Annotated in this window: 18 protein-coding genes; 7 read left to right on the top strand and 11 right to left on the bottom strand. The window is 61.9% G+C overall.

All coding sequences use genetic code 11. The features are described 5' to 3' along the window. Positions 1 to 24: 24 nt before the first annotated feature. Genes maiA through hmgA form a run of 3 tightly spaced genes read right to left on the bottom strand, consistent with a single transcriptional unit; the run spans position 25 to position 3,246 of the window. On the bottom strand, positions 25 to 660 hold the full coding sequence (gene maiA, locus KUA23_RS05350; protein ID WP_078047025.1) for a maleylacetoacetate isomerase: 636 nt from the start codon (positions 658 to 660) through the stop codon (positions 25 to 27). Positions 661 to 672: 12 nt separating this feature from the next. Then, complete coding sequence (gene fahA, locus KUA23_RS05345; RefSeq protein ID WP_099494108.1) at positions 673 to 1,959, bottom strand: fumarylacetoacetase; 1,287 nt, start codon at positions 1,957 to 1,959, stop codon at positions 673 to 675. 3 nt (positions 1,960 to 1,962) lie between these two features. Next, a complete protein-coding gene (gene hmgA, locus KUA23_RS05340) occupies positions 1,963 to 3,246 on the bottom strand; it encodes a homogentisate 1,2-dioxygenase (protein WP_252993541.1) in 1,284 nt (427 codons plus the stop codon). 120 nt (positions 3,247 to 3,366) lie between these two features. On the opposite strand from hmgA, the gene KUA23_RS05335 reads away from it, so the two are divergent. Beyond that, positions 3,367 to 4,146, top strand: a complete 780-nt coding sequence (locus tag KUA23_RS05335; protein WP_078047022.1) for an IclR family transcriptional regulator — start codon at positions 3,367 to 3,369, stop codon at positions 4,144 to 4,146. Position 4,147: 1 nt separating this feature from the next. Here KUA23_RS05335 and dacB read toward each other — a convergent pair whose 3' ends face one another. The 8 genes from dacB to KUA23_RS05295 form a co-directional block, all read right to left on the bottom strand. Then, positions 4,148 to 5,593 (bottom strand): D-alanyl-D-alanine carboxypeptidase/D-alanyl-D-alanine endopeptidase, encoded by a 1,446-nt coding sequence (gene dacB / locus KUA23_RS05330; protein ID WP_252993540.1) that lies wholly within the window; start codon positions 5,591 to 5,593, stop codon positions 4,148 to 4,150. Positions 5,594 to 5,693: 100 nt separating this feature from the next. Beyond that, complete coding sequence (locus KUA23_RS05325; RefSeq protein WP_252993539.1) at positions 5,694 to 8,117, bottom strand: TonB-dependent siderophore receptor; 2,424 nt, start codon at positions 8,115 to 8,117, stop codon at positions 5,694 to 5,696. A gap of 108 nt (positions 8,118 to 8,225) precedes the next feature. Further along, a complete protein-coding gene (locus KUA23_RS05320) occupies positions 8,226 to 9,161 on the bottom strand; it encodes a glutathione S-transferase family protein (RefSeq protein WP_252993538.1) in 936 nt (311 codons plus the stop codon). Positions 9,162 to 9,236: 75 nt separating this feature from the next. Beyond that, positions 9,237 to 9,512, bottom strand: a complete 276-nt coding sequence (locus tag KUA23_RS05315; RefSeq protein WP_078050872.1) for a GIY-YIG nuclease family protein — start codon at positions 9,510 to 9,512, stop codon at positions 9,237 to 9,239. 36 nt (positions 9,513 to 9,548) lie between these two features. Then, complete coding sequence (locus KUA23_RS05310) at positions 9,549 to 10,019, bottom strand: nuclear transport factor 2 family protein (RefSeq protein ID WP_078047018.1); 471 nt, start codon at positions 10,017 to 10,019, stop codon at positions 9,549 to 9,551. A 96-nt stretch (positions 10,020 to 10,115) separates the two neighbouring features. Further along, entirely contained in the window at positions 10,116 to 10,757 is a 642-nt protein-coding gene (locus KUA23_RS05305; RefSeq protein ID WP_078047017.1) for a DUF1120 domain-containing protein, read from the bottom strand. 213 nt (positions 10,758 to 10,970) lie between these two features. Then, positions 10,971 to 11,606, bottom strand: a complete 636-nt coding sequence (locus KUA23_RS05300) for a response regulator (protein WP_078047016.1) — start codon at positions 11,604 to 11,606, stop codon at positions 10,971 to 10,973. 201 nt (positions 11,607 to 11,807) lie between these two features. Then, positions 11,808 to 12,587, bottom strand: a complete 780-nt coding sequence (locus KUA23_RS05295) for a response regulator (RefSeq protein WP_078047015.1) — start codon at positions 12,585 to 12,587, stop codon at positions 11,808 to 11,810. A 408-nt stretch (positions 12,588 to 12,995) separates the two neighbouring features. Here KUA23_RS05295 and KUA23_RS05290 point away from each other — a divergent pair, with 408 nt between their 5' ends. From KUA23_RS05290 to KUA23_RS05265, 6 genes are all read left to right on the top strand, one after another. Next, positions 12,996 to 13,181, top strand: a complete 186-nt coding sequence (locus KUA23_RS05290) for a hypothetical protein (protein ID WP_252994322.1) — start codon at positions 12,996 to 12,998, stop codon at positions 13,179 to 13,181. A gap of 30 nt (positions 13,182 to 13,211) precedes the next feature. Further along, on the top strand, positions 13,212 to 13,835 hold the full coding sequence (locus KUA23_RS05285; RefSeq protein ID WP_078047012.1) for a DUF1120 domain-containing protein: 624 nt from the start codon (positions 13,212 to 13,214) through the stop codon (positions 13,833 to 13,835). 38 nt (positions 13,836 to 13,873) lie between these two features. Next, entirely contained in the window at positions 13,874 to 14,497 is a 624-nt protein-coding gene (locus KUA23_RS05280) for a DUF1120 domain-containing protein (protein ID WP_252993537.1), read from the top strand. A gap of 139 nt (positions 14,498 to 14,636) precedes the next feature. Then, positions 14,637 to 15,260, top strand: a complete 624-nt coding sequence (locus KUA23_RS05275) for a DUF1120 domain-containing protein (RefSeq protein WP_078047010.1) — start codon at positions 14,637 to 14,639, stop codon at positions 15,258 to 15,260. An 83-nt stretch (positions 15,261 to 15,343) separates the two neighbouring features. Continuing rightward, positions 15,344 to 15,970, top strand: coding sequence for a DUF1120 domain-containing protein (locus KUA23_RS05270; RefSeq protein WP_078047009.1), 627 nt, complete (start codon positions 15,344 to 15,346; stop codon positions 15,968 to 15,970). 47 nt (positions 15,971 to 16,017) lie between these two features. Beyond that, positions 16,018 to 16,719 (top strand): fimbria/pilus chaperone family protein, encoded by a 702-nt coding sequence (locus tag KUA23_RS05265; protein WP_078047008.1) that lies wholly within the window; start codon positions 16,018 to 16,020, stop codon positions 16,717 to 16,719. The last annotated feature ends 28 nt before the right edge of the window (positions 16,720 to 16,747 follow it).

Below are 16,747 nucleotides of genomic sequence, written 5' to 3'. Positions count from 1 at the left end.
AGGGTCAAGCACAACGTTGTCGGGCTATGGGGTGTCGGGTTGGTTGGCGGGATGTGCCTGGATAAATGCCGGATGCTGCGCCGCCAACGCCGCCACCCGCCCAATACGCGGGTACGCCGCCAACGACACCTTGAAGCGCTCAGCCGCATACAACTGCGGAATCAGGAACGCATCAGCCAGCCCCGGCGTATCGCCGAAGCAATACCCCTGATCGCCAATCAACTGCTCCACTGCCCCCAACCCCTGGCTGATCCAATGGCCAATCCACTCCAGCAGTTGCGCCTCGTCATGCCCCCACTGGCGCAGCAGGTTCTGGGTGCTGGAGTTGTGCAGCGGGTGGACATCGCAGCCGATGATCGCCGCCACCGCACGCGCATGCGCACGGGCCACCAGGTCGTTGGAGAGCAACGGCACCTGTGGATAACGTTCCTCCAGGTACTCGATGATCGCCAGCGACTGGATCAACAACTCACCCTCATCGGTGCGCAAGGCCGGCACGCGGCCTTGCGGGTTGATCGCCAGGTACTCGGGCTGGCGATTCGCACCGCCCGCCGGCACCAACAGGTTGACCGGCACAGCGGAGAAATCCAGGCCCTTGAGCGCCAGGGCAATGCGCACCCGGTACGACGCGGTGGAACGGTAGTAGGTATAGAGCTCCATCACCCTGCCCTCCTAGCGCGCTGCGACCACGGTGCCACGGCACTCGCCGAAGCCGATGGACGCAAACCCTTCGCGGCTGCAGCGGGCGCGCAGGATGATTTCGTCGCCGTCTTCGAGGAACTTGCGCACTTCGCCGGACGGTAACTCGACAGGCTTTTTACCGCCCTCGGTCATTTCCAACAGGCTGCCGAACTGACCGGCTTGCGGGCCCGACAAGGTGCCCGTACCAAACAGGTCACCGGCCTGCAACTGGCAGCCGTTGACGCTGTGGTGGGCCACCAATTGCGCGACGGTCCAGTACATATACAGGCTGTTGCTCAGGGCCAGGCGATGAGCCGGCAGGTTCTGCTCGCGCATGGCGGCGGTGGTGAGCAGCACTTCCAATTCGATGTCCAGGGCGCCAGCGGCCTGGTCACGTTTGTCCAGCAAGTATGACAGCGGCTGCGGGTCGCCCTCAGGCCGCGCCGGTTGCGCTGCGCGGAACGGCTCAAGTGCCTCGGCCGTCACCACCCACGGTGAAATGGTGGTGATGAAGCTCTTCGACAGGAACGGCCCCAACGGCTGGTATTCCCAGGCCTGGATATCCCGCGCCGACCAGTCATTGAGCAGGCAGAAACCGGCGATATGCTCCGCCGCGTCGCCAATGGCAATCGAATCGCCCATCGCATTGCCCTGGCCGATCCACACGCCCAGCTCCAGTTCGTAGTCCAGGCGTGCGCATGGGCCGAAGGTCGGTTCGGTCTGGCCGGCGGGCAAGGTCTGGCCCTTGGGGCGGCGCACGTCGGTGCCCGAGGTGCGGATGGTCGAGGCACGACCGTGATAACCGATCGGCACGTACTTGTAGTTCGGCAGCAGAGGGTTATCAGGGCGGAACAATTTGCCGACGTTTTGCGCATGTTCGATACCGACATAGAAGTCGGTGTAGTCATTGATCCGCGCCGGCAGGTGCATCTGGCAATCAGCAGCGCGGTGCAGCACTTGCGCTTCACGCGTCTGCAGTGTGCTGCCTTCGGTCAACAGTTCCAGCAGGCGCTCGCGCAGGGCCACGCGCGGGCCTCGACCCAGTTCGAAAAAGGCGTTCAGCTGGCCACCGGCTGTCGCGTCGACGGCGCGACGGGCTTCACCGTCGAACTCATCGATGGCGGCGTGCAGGTCCAGGATCGAGTCGCCAATCGCCACGCCAGCGCGCGGTGCAGAGCCGTTGATACTGAACACGCCCAGCGGCAGGTTTTGCAGGGGAAAATCGCTGTGACCATTGGCGGAGGCCACCCAGCTGCGGGTAGGTGTCGGCTGCGTCATGGGTTATCTCCGGTTCGGGTTGAAGGTGGCGGGCAACGAGGCCCAGCACGCGTCATAAGACGGTTGCAGTTGCGGGCAGTCCAGGGCGAACTGGGTCGGACGCAGCACTTGGCTGGTCTCGAACATGAAGGCCATGGTGTTATCGATCTTGTGCGGCGCCAGGTCCACATTGATGGCCTTGGTGCAGGTTTCGCCGTCCGGGCCGTGGGCGCTCATGCAGCTGTGCAAGGACGCACCGCCGGGCAGGAAGCCTTCGGCCTTGGCGTCGTAGGCGCCCTGGATCAGGCCCATGTATTCGTTCATCAGGTTGCGATGGAACCACGGCGGACGGAAGGTGTTCTCGGCCACCATCCAGCGCGGCGGGAAGATCACAAAGTCGAGGTTGGCCAGGCCATGGGTGCTGGTGGGCGAGGTCAATACGGTAAAAATCGACGGGTCCGGGTGGTCAAAGCTCACGGTGCCGAGGGTGTTGAAGCGGCGCAGGTCGTATTTGTATGGCACGTTATTGCCATGCCAGGCGACCACGTTGAGCGGGGAATGGTCCAGCTCACAGGCCCAGAGTTCGCCGAGGAACTTCTGTACCAGTGTGGTGGGTTGCTTGAGGTCTTCGTAGTGGGCCACCGGCGTCAGGAAATCGCGCGGGTTGGCCAGGCCATTGCTGCCGATGGGCCCCAGGTCCGGCAGGCGCAGCGGGGCGCCGTGGTTCTCGGCGACGTAGCCACGCGCCTGGGCGTCCAGCAGCTCAACGCGGAATTTGAGGCCGCGCGGCAGCACGACGATTTCCAGCGGTTCGACGTCAAGCACGCCAAGCTCGGTGGCGATGCGCAGGCGGCCCTGTTCCGGCACGATCAATAATTCGCCGTCGGCGTTGAAGAACACGCGCTCCATCGAGCGATTGGCGCGGTAGTTATAGACGCTGATGCCCGAGGGTTTTTCCGACCCGGAATTAGCGACCATTCCCACGAGGCCATCGATAAAGTCCGTCGGCTCGCTCGGAATATCCAGCGGGTTCCAGCGTAAGCGATTGGGCGTCACTGCCCCCAACGGCCCACCGGCCAACTGCCGTTCAAGTCTGCTGAACGCCGGGTGATTGGCCGATGGCTGGATGCGGTACAGCCAAGTGCGGCGGGCTTCGCTGCGCACCATGGTGAAGGCCGTGCCGGAAAACAGTTCGGTGTACAGCCCATAGGGCGCTTTTTGCGGGGAGTTCTGGCCGACGGGCAGTGCGCCGGGTAGGGCTTCGCTGGCGAATTCATTGCCGAAGCCCGACAGGTATTCGAGGTTCATGGATCGTCCTCTGAGCGGAAGTTGTTTTTATCGTAATCCAGTTACGCATAACGTAATTTGATCACTATCGACCGTCAAGCTATAAAGACGCCCATTCATCTCTCGGATTCTCGCTCCTCCATGGAAAAGCCCCGCGACACCGGTAAACAGAAAGTCCGCTCGGCCGAAGTGGGCACCGATATCCTCAAGGCCCTGGCCGAACTGTCCCCGGCCACTTCGTTGTCGCGCCTGGCCGAGCACGTGCAGATGCCGGCGAGCAAGGTGCACCGCTACCTCCAAGCACTGATCGCCTCGGGGTTCGCCGAACAGAACACGGCCACCAACCACTACGGCCTGGGCCGTGAAGCCTTGCGCGTGGGCCTGGCGGCACTGGGCAGCATGGATGTGTTGAAGGTTGGCGCGATGCCCCTGGCTGAGCTGCGCGATGAATTGAATGAAACCTGCTTCCTGGCGGTGTGGGGCAACCAGGGCGCGACCGTGGTGCAGATCGAACCGGCAGTGCGTGCCGTGACGGTGGTGACGCAATTGGGTTCGGTGCTGCCGCTGCTCAGTTCATCCACCGGGCTGGTGTTCAGCGCCTTCCTGCCGTCGCGGGAAACCGTGGAGTTGCGTGAGCGCGAGATCCAGGCCGGCACCGCCCATGCCCTGGCGGATGACCAGGCGTACGCCACCGCCTGCGCACAAATCCGCAGCCGTGGCCTGCATTTTGTGCATGGCTTGTTGATGCCCGGCGTTGATGCGTTGTCGGCGCCGGTGTTCAACGCCGTCGGTCAAGTGGCGGCAGTGATGACCGTGGTCGGCCCCACCTCGTTGTTCCACGCCGACGAGGACGGCCCGGCGGCGCAGCGCTTGCTGGCGGCGACCCGGGCCGTGAGTTGGCGCATGGGCTACCAGCCCTGAGCTAGTCGTGCCACTGGGTCAGGGCCAGCGCCACGCGGTTCTCCAGCGCACGCACGGGTGCAGTGCTACTGACGTAGTTGTTGCTGATGATTGAAAACACCAGGCGCCGGCCCTCGGCGTCGGTGATGTAGCCGCTCAACGAAGACACACCGGCCATGGAGCCGGTCTTGGCATGCAGGTTGTTTTCAGCCGCCGTGCCGCGCAAGCGGTAGCGCAGGCTGCCACCGGTCATGCGGTCCGGGTTGCCGGCAATGGGCAAGGCGTTGTACCAGGCATCGAACCAGGGCTGTTTGGCCGTGGCCAGCAGCAGATCGGTGAGGTTTTGCGACGACACCAGGTTACGCCGTGACAGCCCCGAGCCATCGACCTGGCTCAGCGTCGTCGGGTCCAGCCCCTGGCGCCGCATGAAGTCCGCCACGGCCGCGACACCGGCCTGCGCCGTGCCCGCGTTGGCGGTCTTGCGCCCCATGGCCTTGAGCAAGGCTTCGGACATGTTGTTGTTCGAGAGTTTGAGCAGCGGCGTGATCAGTGCCTGCAAAGGTGCCGATTGATGTTCCGCCAGCACCCTCGCCGTCGCCGGGCTCACACCGCCGATCACACGCCGCCCCATCACCGTGATGCCCTGCTGCGCCAGCGCCTGTTCAAACAGGTTCGCCACCAGTTGGGTCGGCTCCCACACGCTCACCCACTGCCGGCTCTGCTTGCCCGGCGCCAGTGCGCCGCTGAGTTGCAGCAGGTTGGTGCCGTGCTGACGGGTGATGCCGTAGTTGTTGCCAGGGCCGCTGACGGCGCGATTGCTGAGTTGCACGTAGTCCGTGGGCGGGCTGATGACCACGCTCACCGGCTGGCCCGCCATTACCGGCGCCTTCGCCGTGACCAGCAAGGTGCCCGCATCAAAATCGGTGTTGGGTGACACGGTCAGCGCCGAAATCTGCGCGCCGTAATAGGTGCTTTCATCGTCCTGGGCCCAATCCACGCCAAGCCGTTCCGCGTCGAACCAGGTGTCATCGAAGACAAGATCGCCCTGGACCTGGCGCACGCCCTGCTCCGCCAGTTGTGCAGCCAACGCCTGGTAGTCGGCGAACTGCGTGGTCGGGTCGCCCAGGCCACGCAGGTACAGGTTGCCGCTCAGCCGCTCGCCTTGTTGCGTGCCATTGCCCAGCAGTTGGGTGGAGAAACGGTACTGCGGCCCCAGCACATCCATTGCCGCTGCGGTGGTGAGCAGTTTGAGGTTGGACGCCGGAATCAGACGGGTTCGCGGGTTGTGCTGGTACAGCGTGCTGCCGCTGCGGGCGTCGCGCACCATCAGGGAGACGGTAGCGCCGTTAAGGGCCGGGTCAGTCAGGAGCTGGTCCAGGCGTGCCGGGGTGGAAGTCAGTGAAACACTCGCGCAGCCACCCAGCAGAAACAACATTGTGCCGGTGTATATCCACTTTCCAAATTGCATCGGTGATTGGTTTCCGCAAAAAACTGAGCGACAACGCTACCACTGTAGGAGCCGGCTTGCTGGCGAAAAAACCGGCGGACATCGCAAGCCGGCTCCTGCATTAGAACTCCAGGGTGCTCGACACCGACACCTGCCGCGCATCCCCCATGGACACAAACAGCCGGCTGGCCGCCGAGGTGTAGTAGACGCGGTCGAACATGTTCTTCACGTTGAGCTGGAACTTGACCTTCTGCCCATCGATCCTGGTGTCGTAGGTGGCAAAGGCATCCGCCACGGTATACCCCGGCAGCGTGAAATCGTTGGCAGCATCCCCCGCACGCTCGCCGACATACCGCGCACCGGTTCCCACCCGCAACTGATCGCCACCAAAGACATTGCCGAAGTCATAGGCCACCGACAGCGAGCCTGTGTGCTTGGCAACGTTCTGCAGGCGGTTGCCTTCCAGGGTCGGGTCCTTGTCCTTGATGTCTTCGGCATCGGTGTAGGCATAGCTGCCGATCAGGCTCCACTTGTCGGTCAGTTGGCCGGTGGCGTCCAGCTCCAGGCCACGGGAACGCACCTGGCCGGCAATGCTGTAGACGGTGTTCGCGCCGGAACCGACCGACACCAGCACATTGCGCTTGTCGATGGTAAACAACGCCGCGCTGGCGGTGATGCGCCCTGGGATATCGAGCTTGGCCCCCAGCTCCCAGGACTTGGACTCCTCGGGTGTCAGGTCGCCGGTCAGCGTACTGCCGTCAGCCAAGGCGGCAATGGTGGAGTTGGGTTTGAACGACTCGGTGTAGCTGCCATAGAACGACAGTTCGTCGGTGTAGCGATACACCAGCCCCGCACGCGGCACCCAGGCCTGGCCGTTGCCGTTGGTGTTGGCCTTGAATGGCACGCCCTTGCCGGCGTATTGGTCATACATCTGGTAGCGCGCACCGGCGACAAAAATCCACTGCTCGTTCAGGTGAATCGCGTCCTGGAAGAACAGCGAGTCGCTGCGCAGCAGGTCGGTTTGCGCACTGTCAGCAGGGCTGACGGTGGTGCCCGCCACTTCGTTGCCATACACCGGGTTGTTGTAGTTAAAGGTGCCACGGGAGTTCTGGCGAATCAGATCGGCGCGATAGATCTTGCGGTACTCGTCATCCAGGCCGAATACCACATCATTCTGCAAGCCGAACACATTGACCTTGCCTTCCAGGCTCGCGGTGGCGAAACGGTCGGTGGTGATCGCCCCCTTGGTGCCATCCATCTTGCGGGTCAGGGTGCCGTTGGTGTTCACCGCGCTCACGCGCACTTGGCTGGCATCGTAGGTTTCGCGGTTCCAGCTGTAGCCGAAGTGAGCCTTCCAGTCGTCGTTCAGGTCGTGGTCGGCTTCGAAGCGGTACAGGTCGGACCGGCCTTCCATGTTGTTGAAGGGTTCGTCCAGCCGGCGGGTGGCCGGGATGTCCAGCGGATGGTTGGTCTTTGGATCGATGGCGGTGCCACGGTCGAACGGCGTGAGAAACTCGCGGTGCTCGTAGGCGAACAACAGCTTGGTGGTGTCGCCATACCAGGCCAGCGACGGCGCGATCAGGCTCTCGCGGTGGGTACCGAAGTTGCGCCAGTAATCCTCGTCTTCATGGTCGACGATCAGCCGATAGGCCAGGCCGCTGTCGCCAATCGGGCCGGTGGTGTCGAGGCTGCCGCCGCTGCCATTCTTGCCGTCACCGAAAGTGGAGCCACGCACGGTCAGGGCGGTGGATTGGACCAGCTCAGGCTTTTTGCTGACGATGTTCACCACGCCGCCCGGGTCCTGGATGCCGTACAACAAGGAGGCGGGCCCCTTGAGGACTTCGACCCGCTCCGCCGTGGCATTCAGCGCACGCCCCTGCACGATAGGCATGCCGTCGCGCATGATCGAGCCGTTACGGTTGTCGCCAAAACCGCGCAGCATCACCGCGTCCTGGGTGCTGGCCAGGGTGTTGGCCTGGGTGATGCCACTGATATTGCCCAGGGCGTCATCCAGGTTGCGCGGGGTCTGGTCGCGCAGCACTTGGGCCGGAACCACGTTGACGGTTTGCGGGGTTTCCAGCAGCAGGCCATGGGAGCGCATCACCGAACTGGTGGGCGGCGGCTGGTAGCTGGTGCCGTCCTTGTCCTGCTGGCCGACACCGCTGATAGTGGTCGCGCCAAGGTTGACCGCGCCGTCGGTAGGCACCGGTTCCAGGGCCAGGGTACGCGCGTCGATCTGGCGGAAGGTAAAGCCGGTGTTGCCGAGCAACCGTTGCAGGGCCTGGGTCGCACTCATCTGCCCGCTGACCGCCGGGGCCTGGAGACCATAGGGCGCTTCGTCGGTGTAGATCACGCTGATCCCGGTGACCCGGCTGAAATCGCTCAGGGCCTGGGGCAGCGGTTTGGCCGCCAGGGCAAAGTTGAACTGGGCGCTTTGCTGCTCCTGCGCCTGCGCCACGCTCAGGGGCAGCAACGCCAGCCCCGATACTGCCAATGCCGAGGCTCCCAGCCACTGTTTTACCCAACCGCCCGCCGTCGACTTCATGCTGTGAGAACCCGTGTAGAAAACGCTGTTAATGCGAATAGATCGCAGTTTCAAGCACTACACGGTTGGGCGGTGGATTTACCTCACTTTTATTTGCAAATATTTTGTTTATTGCGCCTGGATGCAAAACCCAATGCGTGGGAAATGCACATGCACGGTGCCAGCACGTTCATCGCTACGGCGCAGGATCAGCTCCTCGCGCCCCACAAACAGCAGTTCGCCCGCCACAGGGTCGGTCCCGTAATCAGTGGCTGAAATCGTCACCTGCTGGCCGGCCTTGAAGCCGTTCAAGTCCTCGAACAGTTCCTCGGGCAAGGCGGCAGGTGTGGCATTGCGAGCGACTTCCAACGCTTGCTCGGCGCTCATCTCGCTGGCCGTGCCATGGCCAAAGCCCAGGACCCGTTCCAGCCACGCGGCGACAGCCGGGTACGCGTCCACCAGCGGCGCCGTCACCGACGAACCTTTGAGGAACCACAACGGGTGGGCCAGGGCAAAGTCGGCAATCGACGGCTCGCCGAACAGGAAATCCCCGGCCTGGTGCTGCAATTGTTGGTCGATACGGCTGACAATCGCCGGCCACTGATGCTTGACCACCTCCAATTGCACCCGGGTCGCGGTGCCACCACTGAACAACTTGGCACGGTCGGCCACCAGCACCTGGAGCATTTGCGGCGGCACCTTGGCGAACTTGACCGCCAGGGATTCCGGCTGGAACACCAGCGCCACGGCATGGGAGAACACCACTGAATCGGCCCACGCCGCGAAGCCCTGGGTGATCAACTCCAGGCCTTGGGGGAACAGCGCCGGCGCAGCCTTTTCTTGCTCCAGACGCCGGGCGATCAATGCAGTGTCGCAGTAGATATCCGCGCCGACTTGCAGCACCGGCGTCTTGCGATAGCCACCGGTCAAGGCGGTCAGGTCGGGCTTGGGCATCACCGGTGAAATAAACACAGAGCGCCAGGGCAAGCCTTTGAAGCCCAGCAGCAGGCGGGCTTTCTCAGCGAAAGGGGATTGCGGGTAGTGGTGCAGGATCAACTCAGACATGCCAGGCTCCGCTCAATGGATGAGCCGCTAGCTTAGCCTGCGATACGGCGGTTCGGTGCGATGGGAACCCATCAGTCAAATCAATGAGCCACTCGCCGCCAGGCATTCCTTGGCGCTCTTCCTGAGCTTCTTGATCAGCCGTTCCTGGCGCAGCGCCTCGCCTTTGCTCGCGCATTGCTCGGTGTACACCAGCGCCACTGCGGGGCTGGAGAGGAAGAACCGCGCGCCCTTGCCGCTCTGGTGCGAGGCAAAGCGGCGCACCGGGTCATTGCTGATGCCACAGTACAACGAGCCGTTGGCGGCACGCACCAGGTAGACAAACCAGGGTTTGGGGTCAGGAAGATCAGTCACGGGCAGTGTCGGCAAACCAGGGGAGCGCCAAGCTTATCAACGACCGGCCTGAAATGCCTTCAGACCTTTCAAGGCCTGGGCACGCACGGCGTTTTTCAGGGCCGGCGACCAGCCCAGCAACAGCCCCTTGAGGCCCAGCGCCTGACGCGACCAGCGCCACAAGTCAAAGTGATCGTGATGCTCGCAGATCTTGCCGTCGCGAAACACAAAGCGCGCACCAATGTCATTGACTACGGTATTGCCGGTGGCGCTGAACAGGTACGTCGCCACCCAATGCGCACTGCCGGTGGTGTCATCGCTGCGCACATGGTCGAAGGTCAGCGAAAAGTCCTTGGCCCGTGTGGTGAGCATGCGCCACATGTCACCGGCATCGCGGCCGCGCAGTTCGCCAAAGGCCGGGTCGCTGAACACCACATCATCGGTGTAGCAGGCGGCCATGGCCTCGGCGTCCAGGCGTTGGAAGGCTTCGTAGAAGCGGGTGATCAACAGGTTATGGGCATCACTCATGGGCAGGCTCCGCGGTTATCGCTGTAGGGGTGCACGATAAGCCGCGAAGCCTGGGAACACCATGGTCATTCACCGCATAAATGGAGCATGGCGAGGTTAGAGGTAGACGACATCCAGGGTTGCACTGCCGTCGAGGGGGATTTCCTGGTCAGCGGGCAACTTGCGTTTGTCGGCGATGGTGGTCTCCACCACCACATCCACCTGCATGGTCACCATTGAAAGCGGCACTGGATCGCCACCGGCGGCGCCGTTGAACGACCTCATCCAGCCCGGTTGCCAGACAGTGCCAGTGGGGGCATCAAGCCAGGTCTTGCCGTCGATTGATTCAATGACTGCCCGTGGCACGCTATCAGCCAGTGGGTTGATCATTTTGAGCATGTACCAGCCAATTTTTACATCGCCATTGGCCAACCCAAGGCCATAATTGGGACGAGCGCCGTTCCATTCTGCTGAAGTGCCTTCGCGGTTGTCATGGCTCTGTATGGCAAACAAAGTCGACGCAGCGCAGTTGACCGTCAGTTGTAGCGTGGCATCCGCCAGTCTGGTCGACTGGTACGGATGCAGGTCTTGCATGGAAATCTTTCCATGCTCGACCACACCACCACTTGACAAGGTCGGGGTGCAGGCGGAAGGCGTAATGGTGCCCTTGACACTCAGGTCAACCGCGGATGCGGCAAGCAAGTTGGACGCACCGGACAGTAGAAACACGGCAGCAATAAGGGACAGGGAATGTTTCATCATAAAAGACTCATTAAACATCGAACTTGGCACGACAAAAGACTGCCGCGCCAGTTCGACTAAGTGTTGGACAGAGGGTATATAGGCCCCGACTTATAGCTGCCGGGTACGTGAGTCAAATTTAACGCGCGTCCAACTTTAACCCAATGCAAGTATTACGAATCGCGCACTTCCCCCTGTAATAAATCTGCAACTTAAGCACTTGCAAAGTTGCTAGGGCACCATTCCACTTTCCCGCGCATAGGTAAACAGATCCACATCGGTAGAAATGCATAACCGCTGCATCGCCGTACTCTTTTGCTTGCTGATGGTCGAGATGCTGCGATTGACCCGCGCGGCAATCTGGCTGACGGTCATGCCGCTGGCGAGCATGCGCACCACTTCGTGTTCTTTACCGGACAGCCGTGCCGGCTGCGTTGGCTGCGCATGGCAGGCTTCATCCAGTTGCACGCGCAGGCATTCGCTGACAAAGGTGCGGCCTTCGCTCACGGCCTTGAGTGCCAGCGGCAGCTCCCGCGCTGACGCGCTTTTGGCCACGACGGCCTGCGCCCCATGGGAAAATGCCGAACGCAGGGTCGAGACATTGGCAAACATGGTCACCAGTACCACCGGCAATTTCGGGTATTGGCGATGCAACAATCCCAGCAATCCATACCCATCGGCTTGATGGTCGCCGGGCATGGCGAAGTCCGTGACAATAACATCGCAAGGTGTGCTGCCGACCAGGGTCAGCAGTTGGTCCGGGCCATTGGCCTCCCCCACGACTTTGCACTTACCACTCGCCTCGATCACCACTCTCTGACCGACTCGGACAATAGGGTGATCGTCAGCAATAATGATGCGAATCATCGGCGCTATCCAAGATAGAAGTGTGAGTCGGGCAAAATACCTCGGAGGTCTTTAAGCAACAACCGGAAATAATTAACCCCTTAAAGCGAGAGCCCCGTATTTTAGGACTTCAAGCAGTTCACCTACAGAATAAAAAGAATCAACCCTCAGAAAAGTACTACAACTTAGACGGATGATTTCCTTCAGCTTTATCAGAGGTAATCAAAGGAACGCCAGTTCTTCCAAATACCGCTCGACCTCTTGGCAAAGCGCCTGCAAAGCCGCGCCGTTAAAGGCAACACCCGAGAGATTGACGCGGTCGGTCAACTGGATCGCACGGCGCTCCAACCCCGTCGCCCCCAGGAACGCGATGCTACCCACCAGGCGATGCAGGCGCTGTGTCGTGAGCGAAATATCGCCACTGACTCGCGCCTGCTCCAGTGCCTCCAGGTCTTCCCGTGCTTCCTGCAACAGGCTCTCCAACAGAGGTTGCACCACGCCCCAAGAGCCGAAGGCAGCGATCAGTCCTGCTCGGGTGGGCCGTGTTTCCTGAGAACGCTCATGCACGGTTATAGGTCCTTTGCGTAGACGCTGCCGGGGGTCCGGCAGCCAGTACATCAACACTTCCTTGAGTTGTTCGAGCGTGATGGGTTTGATCAGCCAGCCGTCCATGCCACTGTCCAGGCAACGCCGGACTTCTTGCTGGCCGAGCCGGCCGGTCAGGGAAATGACTGGCACGCGGGGTCTCCCGGCCTCACGCTCGCGGCGCCGCAGTTCACGGGCAAGGGTGTAGCCATCCATGAGCGGCATGCGGCAGTCAGTGATCACCAAATCAAACGTGCTGCCAGCCATTGCGTCCAGGGCAGCTTGCCCATCGCAGTGGACTTCATGGGGCACGCCCAATTTGTGCAGTAACCCGCCGATCAATAGCCGATAGACCCGGTGGTCATCTACTACCAGTACGTTGACGTGTTGCCAATGGCCTGGATATTTGCCCGGCAAAATAACCTCATGCAGAGCGACAAGCCCACCAGGTCCCTCATGGAGCAAGGAGTTGGTTGAAGTGTGCCAACGCAAGGCGCCAGCGTTTCTCGAACTTTTCGCGTACTAAAAGCAGCTCGACTCGTGGGATTGAGTCAGAGCGATAGTTGGGTAAGAACGTATCCGAGTGGATCTTTTTCAGCGATACAACTACTACGAGATTTAAGTTTTTCCTACAAGCGGCCCGCCACTTTCCCCACGCCTCCTCCCTCTCAAGCAACCCAGCCTCCCGCCTTTCGTATTTGTTGTATTCCTCCTTTCCCAGGGCTAGCGATACATTGCTCCCCACTTCAAAACAACCCAAATAGAGGTCTTTTGCCACTGCCGGCAAATCGTGCCCTAGCACGCCTTTATTCCAGGAACATTGATATGAACGCCTCACTCACCGCCGCCCTGACAGCCTTGCTGATCGTCGGTGGCTCATCTGACGCACTGGCCGCCAGTAGCGTCGACTTGACCGTCAAGGGGCTGATAACACCCAACGCCTGCAACCTGACCCTGACCGAGGAGCAGCCGATCCACGGCTCATCCCCCCTGGAATTGCGCTACCTGTAACCCACCAGCCTCTCACAAGGATTTGTGCCCATGAATAGCCCCACCCCCGCTGTTTTTGCCCTGCTGATGGCGGCTTGCACGCCGGCGGTCTTCGCCGCCAGCACTACCGACGTGAGCGTCACCGGGATCATCACCCCGAGCTCCTGCACGCCGACGCTTTCGGAAGGTGGTGTGGTGGATCACGGCAAATTGACGGTCAAGGACCTGGATCGCGACCAACCCACCCGCCTGCCCGTCGGTGAGATGAACCTGGCCGTGCATTGCGAAGGCGCGACGTTCTTCACCCTGAGCACCGTCGACAACCGCTCGGGAAGCTCGGCGATCAACCCGGTGTTCCACGGGCTGGGCAAGGTCAACGAAGACCAGGACCTGGGCAGTGTGGCTTTCGGGGTGTTCGAGCCGATCGCCGACAGCGTGCCGGTGACCGCCATCATGTCCCGCGATGGGGGCGGCAGTTGGGGGCCGTCTTCGTACCTGGGGCACGCCGCGTTGACCTCATTCGCCGCGCCCGGCGACACCAGCACGCCCATTGCCATGCAGGACCTGAGCGCGCGCTTGCGCGCCTTCACCATCGTGGTTCCGGCCAGCGACCTGACGCTGCTCGATGAGGTGCCCATCGACGGGCACGCCACCTTGCAACTCAAGTATTGGTAAGCCGGCTTTTTCACTTTTCTTCCCACAGGAGTCCCACCATGAACCTCTCCATCAAGCCCCTCGTTGTCACCCTGCTGCTGGTAGGTGCCACCCAGGCGATCGCCGCCTCCAGCGTCGACCTCGCGGTCAAGGGCCTGATCACACCGAGTTCCTGCACACCGACCCTGTCCAATGGTGGCGCGGTGGATTACGGCAAGATCTCGGCCAAGGATCTCAACGCGGACCGCAAGACGCTCCTGCCCATGCAAACCCTGCAACTGACGGTCACCTGCGACGCAGCGACCCTGATGGCCATAGAGGGCAAGGACAACCGCGCAGGCTCAGATTACGAAAACGACCAGATGGAGTACGGACTGGGGCTGATCAACGGCACTGAAAAGCTCGGCGGCATGACACTGGGGCTGCGCAACCCGGTGGCGGACGGCGTGGCGGCCAGAACCATCATTTCCTATGACAGTGGTAACACTTGGGCTCCCGATTACATGTTCATGGACGACACCCTTCTTTCGGTGGCCGACGCGAGCACCGTGGCACCAATGCCGGTCCAAATGTTCAACGCCGACCTGCAGATCAACCCGTTCATTGCCCCGACGAACCAACTGACCCTGACCAACGAAGCCGCCATCGACGGCTCCGTGACCCTAACGGTCAAGTATTTGTAAGCCGACAGCTCGCCGCTGTTGCGCGCATCGCGGCCATTGCCGTTGCCCATGAACACCCGTTCACGCCGCCTGGGGCACGCCACTTTGCAACTCAAGTCTGGGTAAGCGCGCTTTCACCTTTTTCTACAGGAGTACCGACATGCACCTCCCCATCAAGCCCCTCGTTGCCAGCCTGCTGCTGGCAGGTGCTACCCAGGCGATCGCCGCCTCCAGCGTCGACCTCGCGGTCAAGGGCCTGATCACACCGAGTTCCTGCACCCCGACCCTGTCCAACGGTGGCGCGGTGGACTACGGCAAGCTCTCGGCCAAGGACCTCAACGTCGATAAATCGACCGCCCTCCCCGTTCAAACCCTGCAACTGACCGTCACGTGCGAGGCAGCCACCTTGATCGCCATGGAAAGCAAGGACAACCGCGAAGGCTCGAGCTACATCGACGGCGTGCAGTACTACGGCCTGGGGCTGATCAACGGCAGCGAGAAACTCGGCCTCATGGAGATGAGGCTAGCGCCCCCTGTCGCCGATGGCATCGCAGTCAGATTCATTGCGTCCTACGACGGCGGTACCGCCTGGCACCCCGACCGCCAGCTAGCGCGCGACAGCATCACTTCGGTAGCAGACATGAACAGTATCACGCCGAAACCTGTCCAGTTGCTCAGCGCAGATTTGCAGATCTCCCCAACCATTGCCCCGACAAACCAACTGACCCTGGATAACGAAGCCAGCATCGACGGCTCCGTGACCCTGACGGTCAGGTACCTGTAAGCCAGTCGCGCACGACGGCCCCCGCCATTGCGCGCAACGCTGTCATCCCCGTTGCCCCTTAACCACGGTCACAAGACACAGCCATGAACACCTTTTCACGCCGCCTGGTGACACTCGCTTTCTGCCTGACTGCCGCGCCTGCCTTTGGCGCATCCTCTGTCGATCTCACGGTCCGGGGCCTGATCACACCCAGCGCCTGCACACCGCTGCTTTCGGCCGACGGCATCGTCGATCATGGCCGGATCCCGGCGCGCAGTCTCAATCAGCATGAGTTCAGCGCCCTGCCCACCCAGACTCTGGACCTGAGTGTGAGCTGCAACGAGTCGGTGCTGTTCGTGCTGGTGGGTCTGGACAACCGCGCCAGCTCCTCCCTGGGCCCCGGGTTTTATTACGGCCTGGGGAACAACATCCATGAGCCTAGCGAGCGCTTGGGCACCGTGTCCCTGGGGTTCCGTGACGTGGTGGTAGATGGCGAACCCGCGCTGGTACTGGCGTCCAGCAACCAGGGCCAGACCTGGTTCCCGGAGTCCAATGCCTACCCGGACACCTACATGGGCTTCGCCAAGCCGGGCACGCTGATACCCGAAGCCCACCGCCTGCTGACCGCCACCTTGCAGGTGAATACATCGATCAACGCGTCAGCATTCCTGACCCTCAAACAAGAGGTGCCGCTGGACGGTTCCATCGTGCTCGACCTGAGGTACCTGTAGCCATGTCACCTCTTCCCAACCCTCACTTTTCCCAACCGGTGAACCCCATGATTTCCCCGAACCGCGCCCGACGCCTGGGCGCCTGTCTTGTTCTGCTGTTCTGCGGCCCACTGCTGGCCGACGGCATGGTGCCGGACACCTCCGTGGTGATCGTCAACGAAGACGACGGTGAAGCCTCAGTGTCGGTGACCAACACCGACGACAAGCTGGCCCTGCTGCACGTCACCCTGGAAGACATTCCCGAAGACCCGGAACCGCTGCTGTTTGTCACGCCGCCCCTGGCTCGGGTCGAACCGTCCAAGAGCCAACTGATCCGCTTCATCCTGCAATCGCCCAAGCCGCTGGAAACCCAGCGCCTCAAGCGGGTGATTTTCGAAGGCATGCCCCAGGGCCGTTCGACCACCGAGGCCGGGCATGCCCGCGTCGGCGTGACCGTGCGCCAGAACCTGCCGGTGATTGTGCATCCCAAGGGCCTGGCACCGAACCGCACGCCCTGGACCGGCTTGAGCTGGAGCCTGGACCAGACTCAGTTGACGGTGCACAACCCGACGCCGTACGTGGTGCGTCTGGCCCAGGAACTGCGGCTGTTGCCAGGCACGGGCTCGGCGCTGTTGCCGCGCACTTATGTACTGCCGGGGGAAACCCTGAGCGTAACGGCCAGTGCAGCCGGGGCCACCCGCGTGCAACTGCAACCGGCCACCGTCTACGGCTTTGCCGTGGCGCCTTACGAAGCACCGATCACGCTTTAGCGCCCCTGCGTACCGCCCCGCAAGAGGG

Origin of the sequence: Pseudomonas pergaminensis, from assembly GCF_024112395.2 — a bacterium.
Lineage (GTDB): Bacteria > Pseudomonadota > Gammaproteobacteria > Pseudomonadales > Pseudomonadaceae > Aquipseudomonas > Aquipseudomonas pergaminensis.
This window is presented reverse-complemented; position numbering and strand designations above follow the sequence as displayed.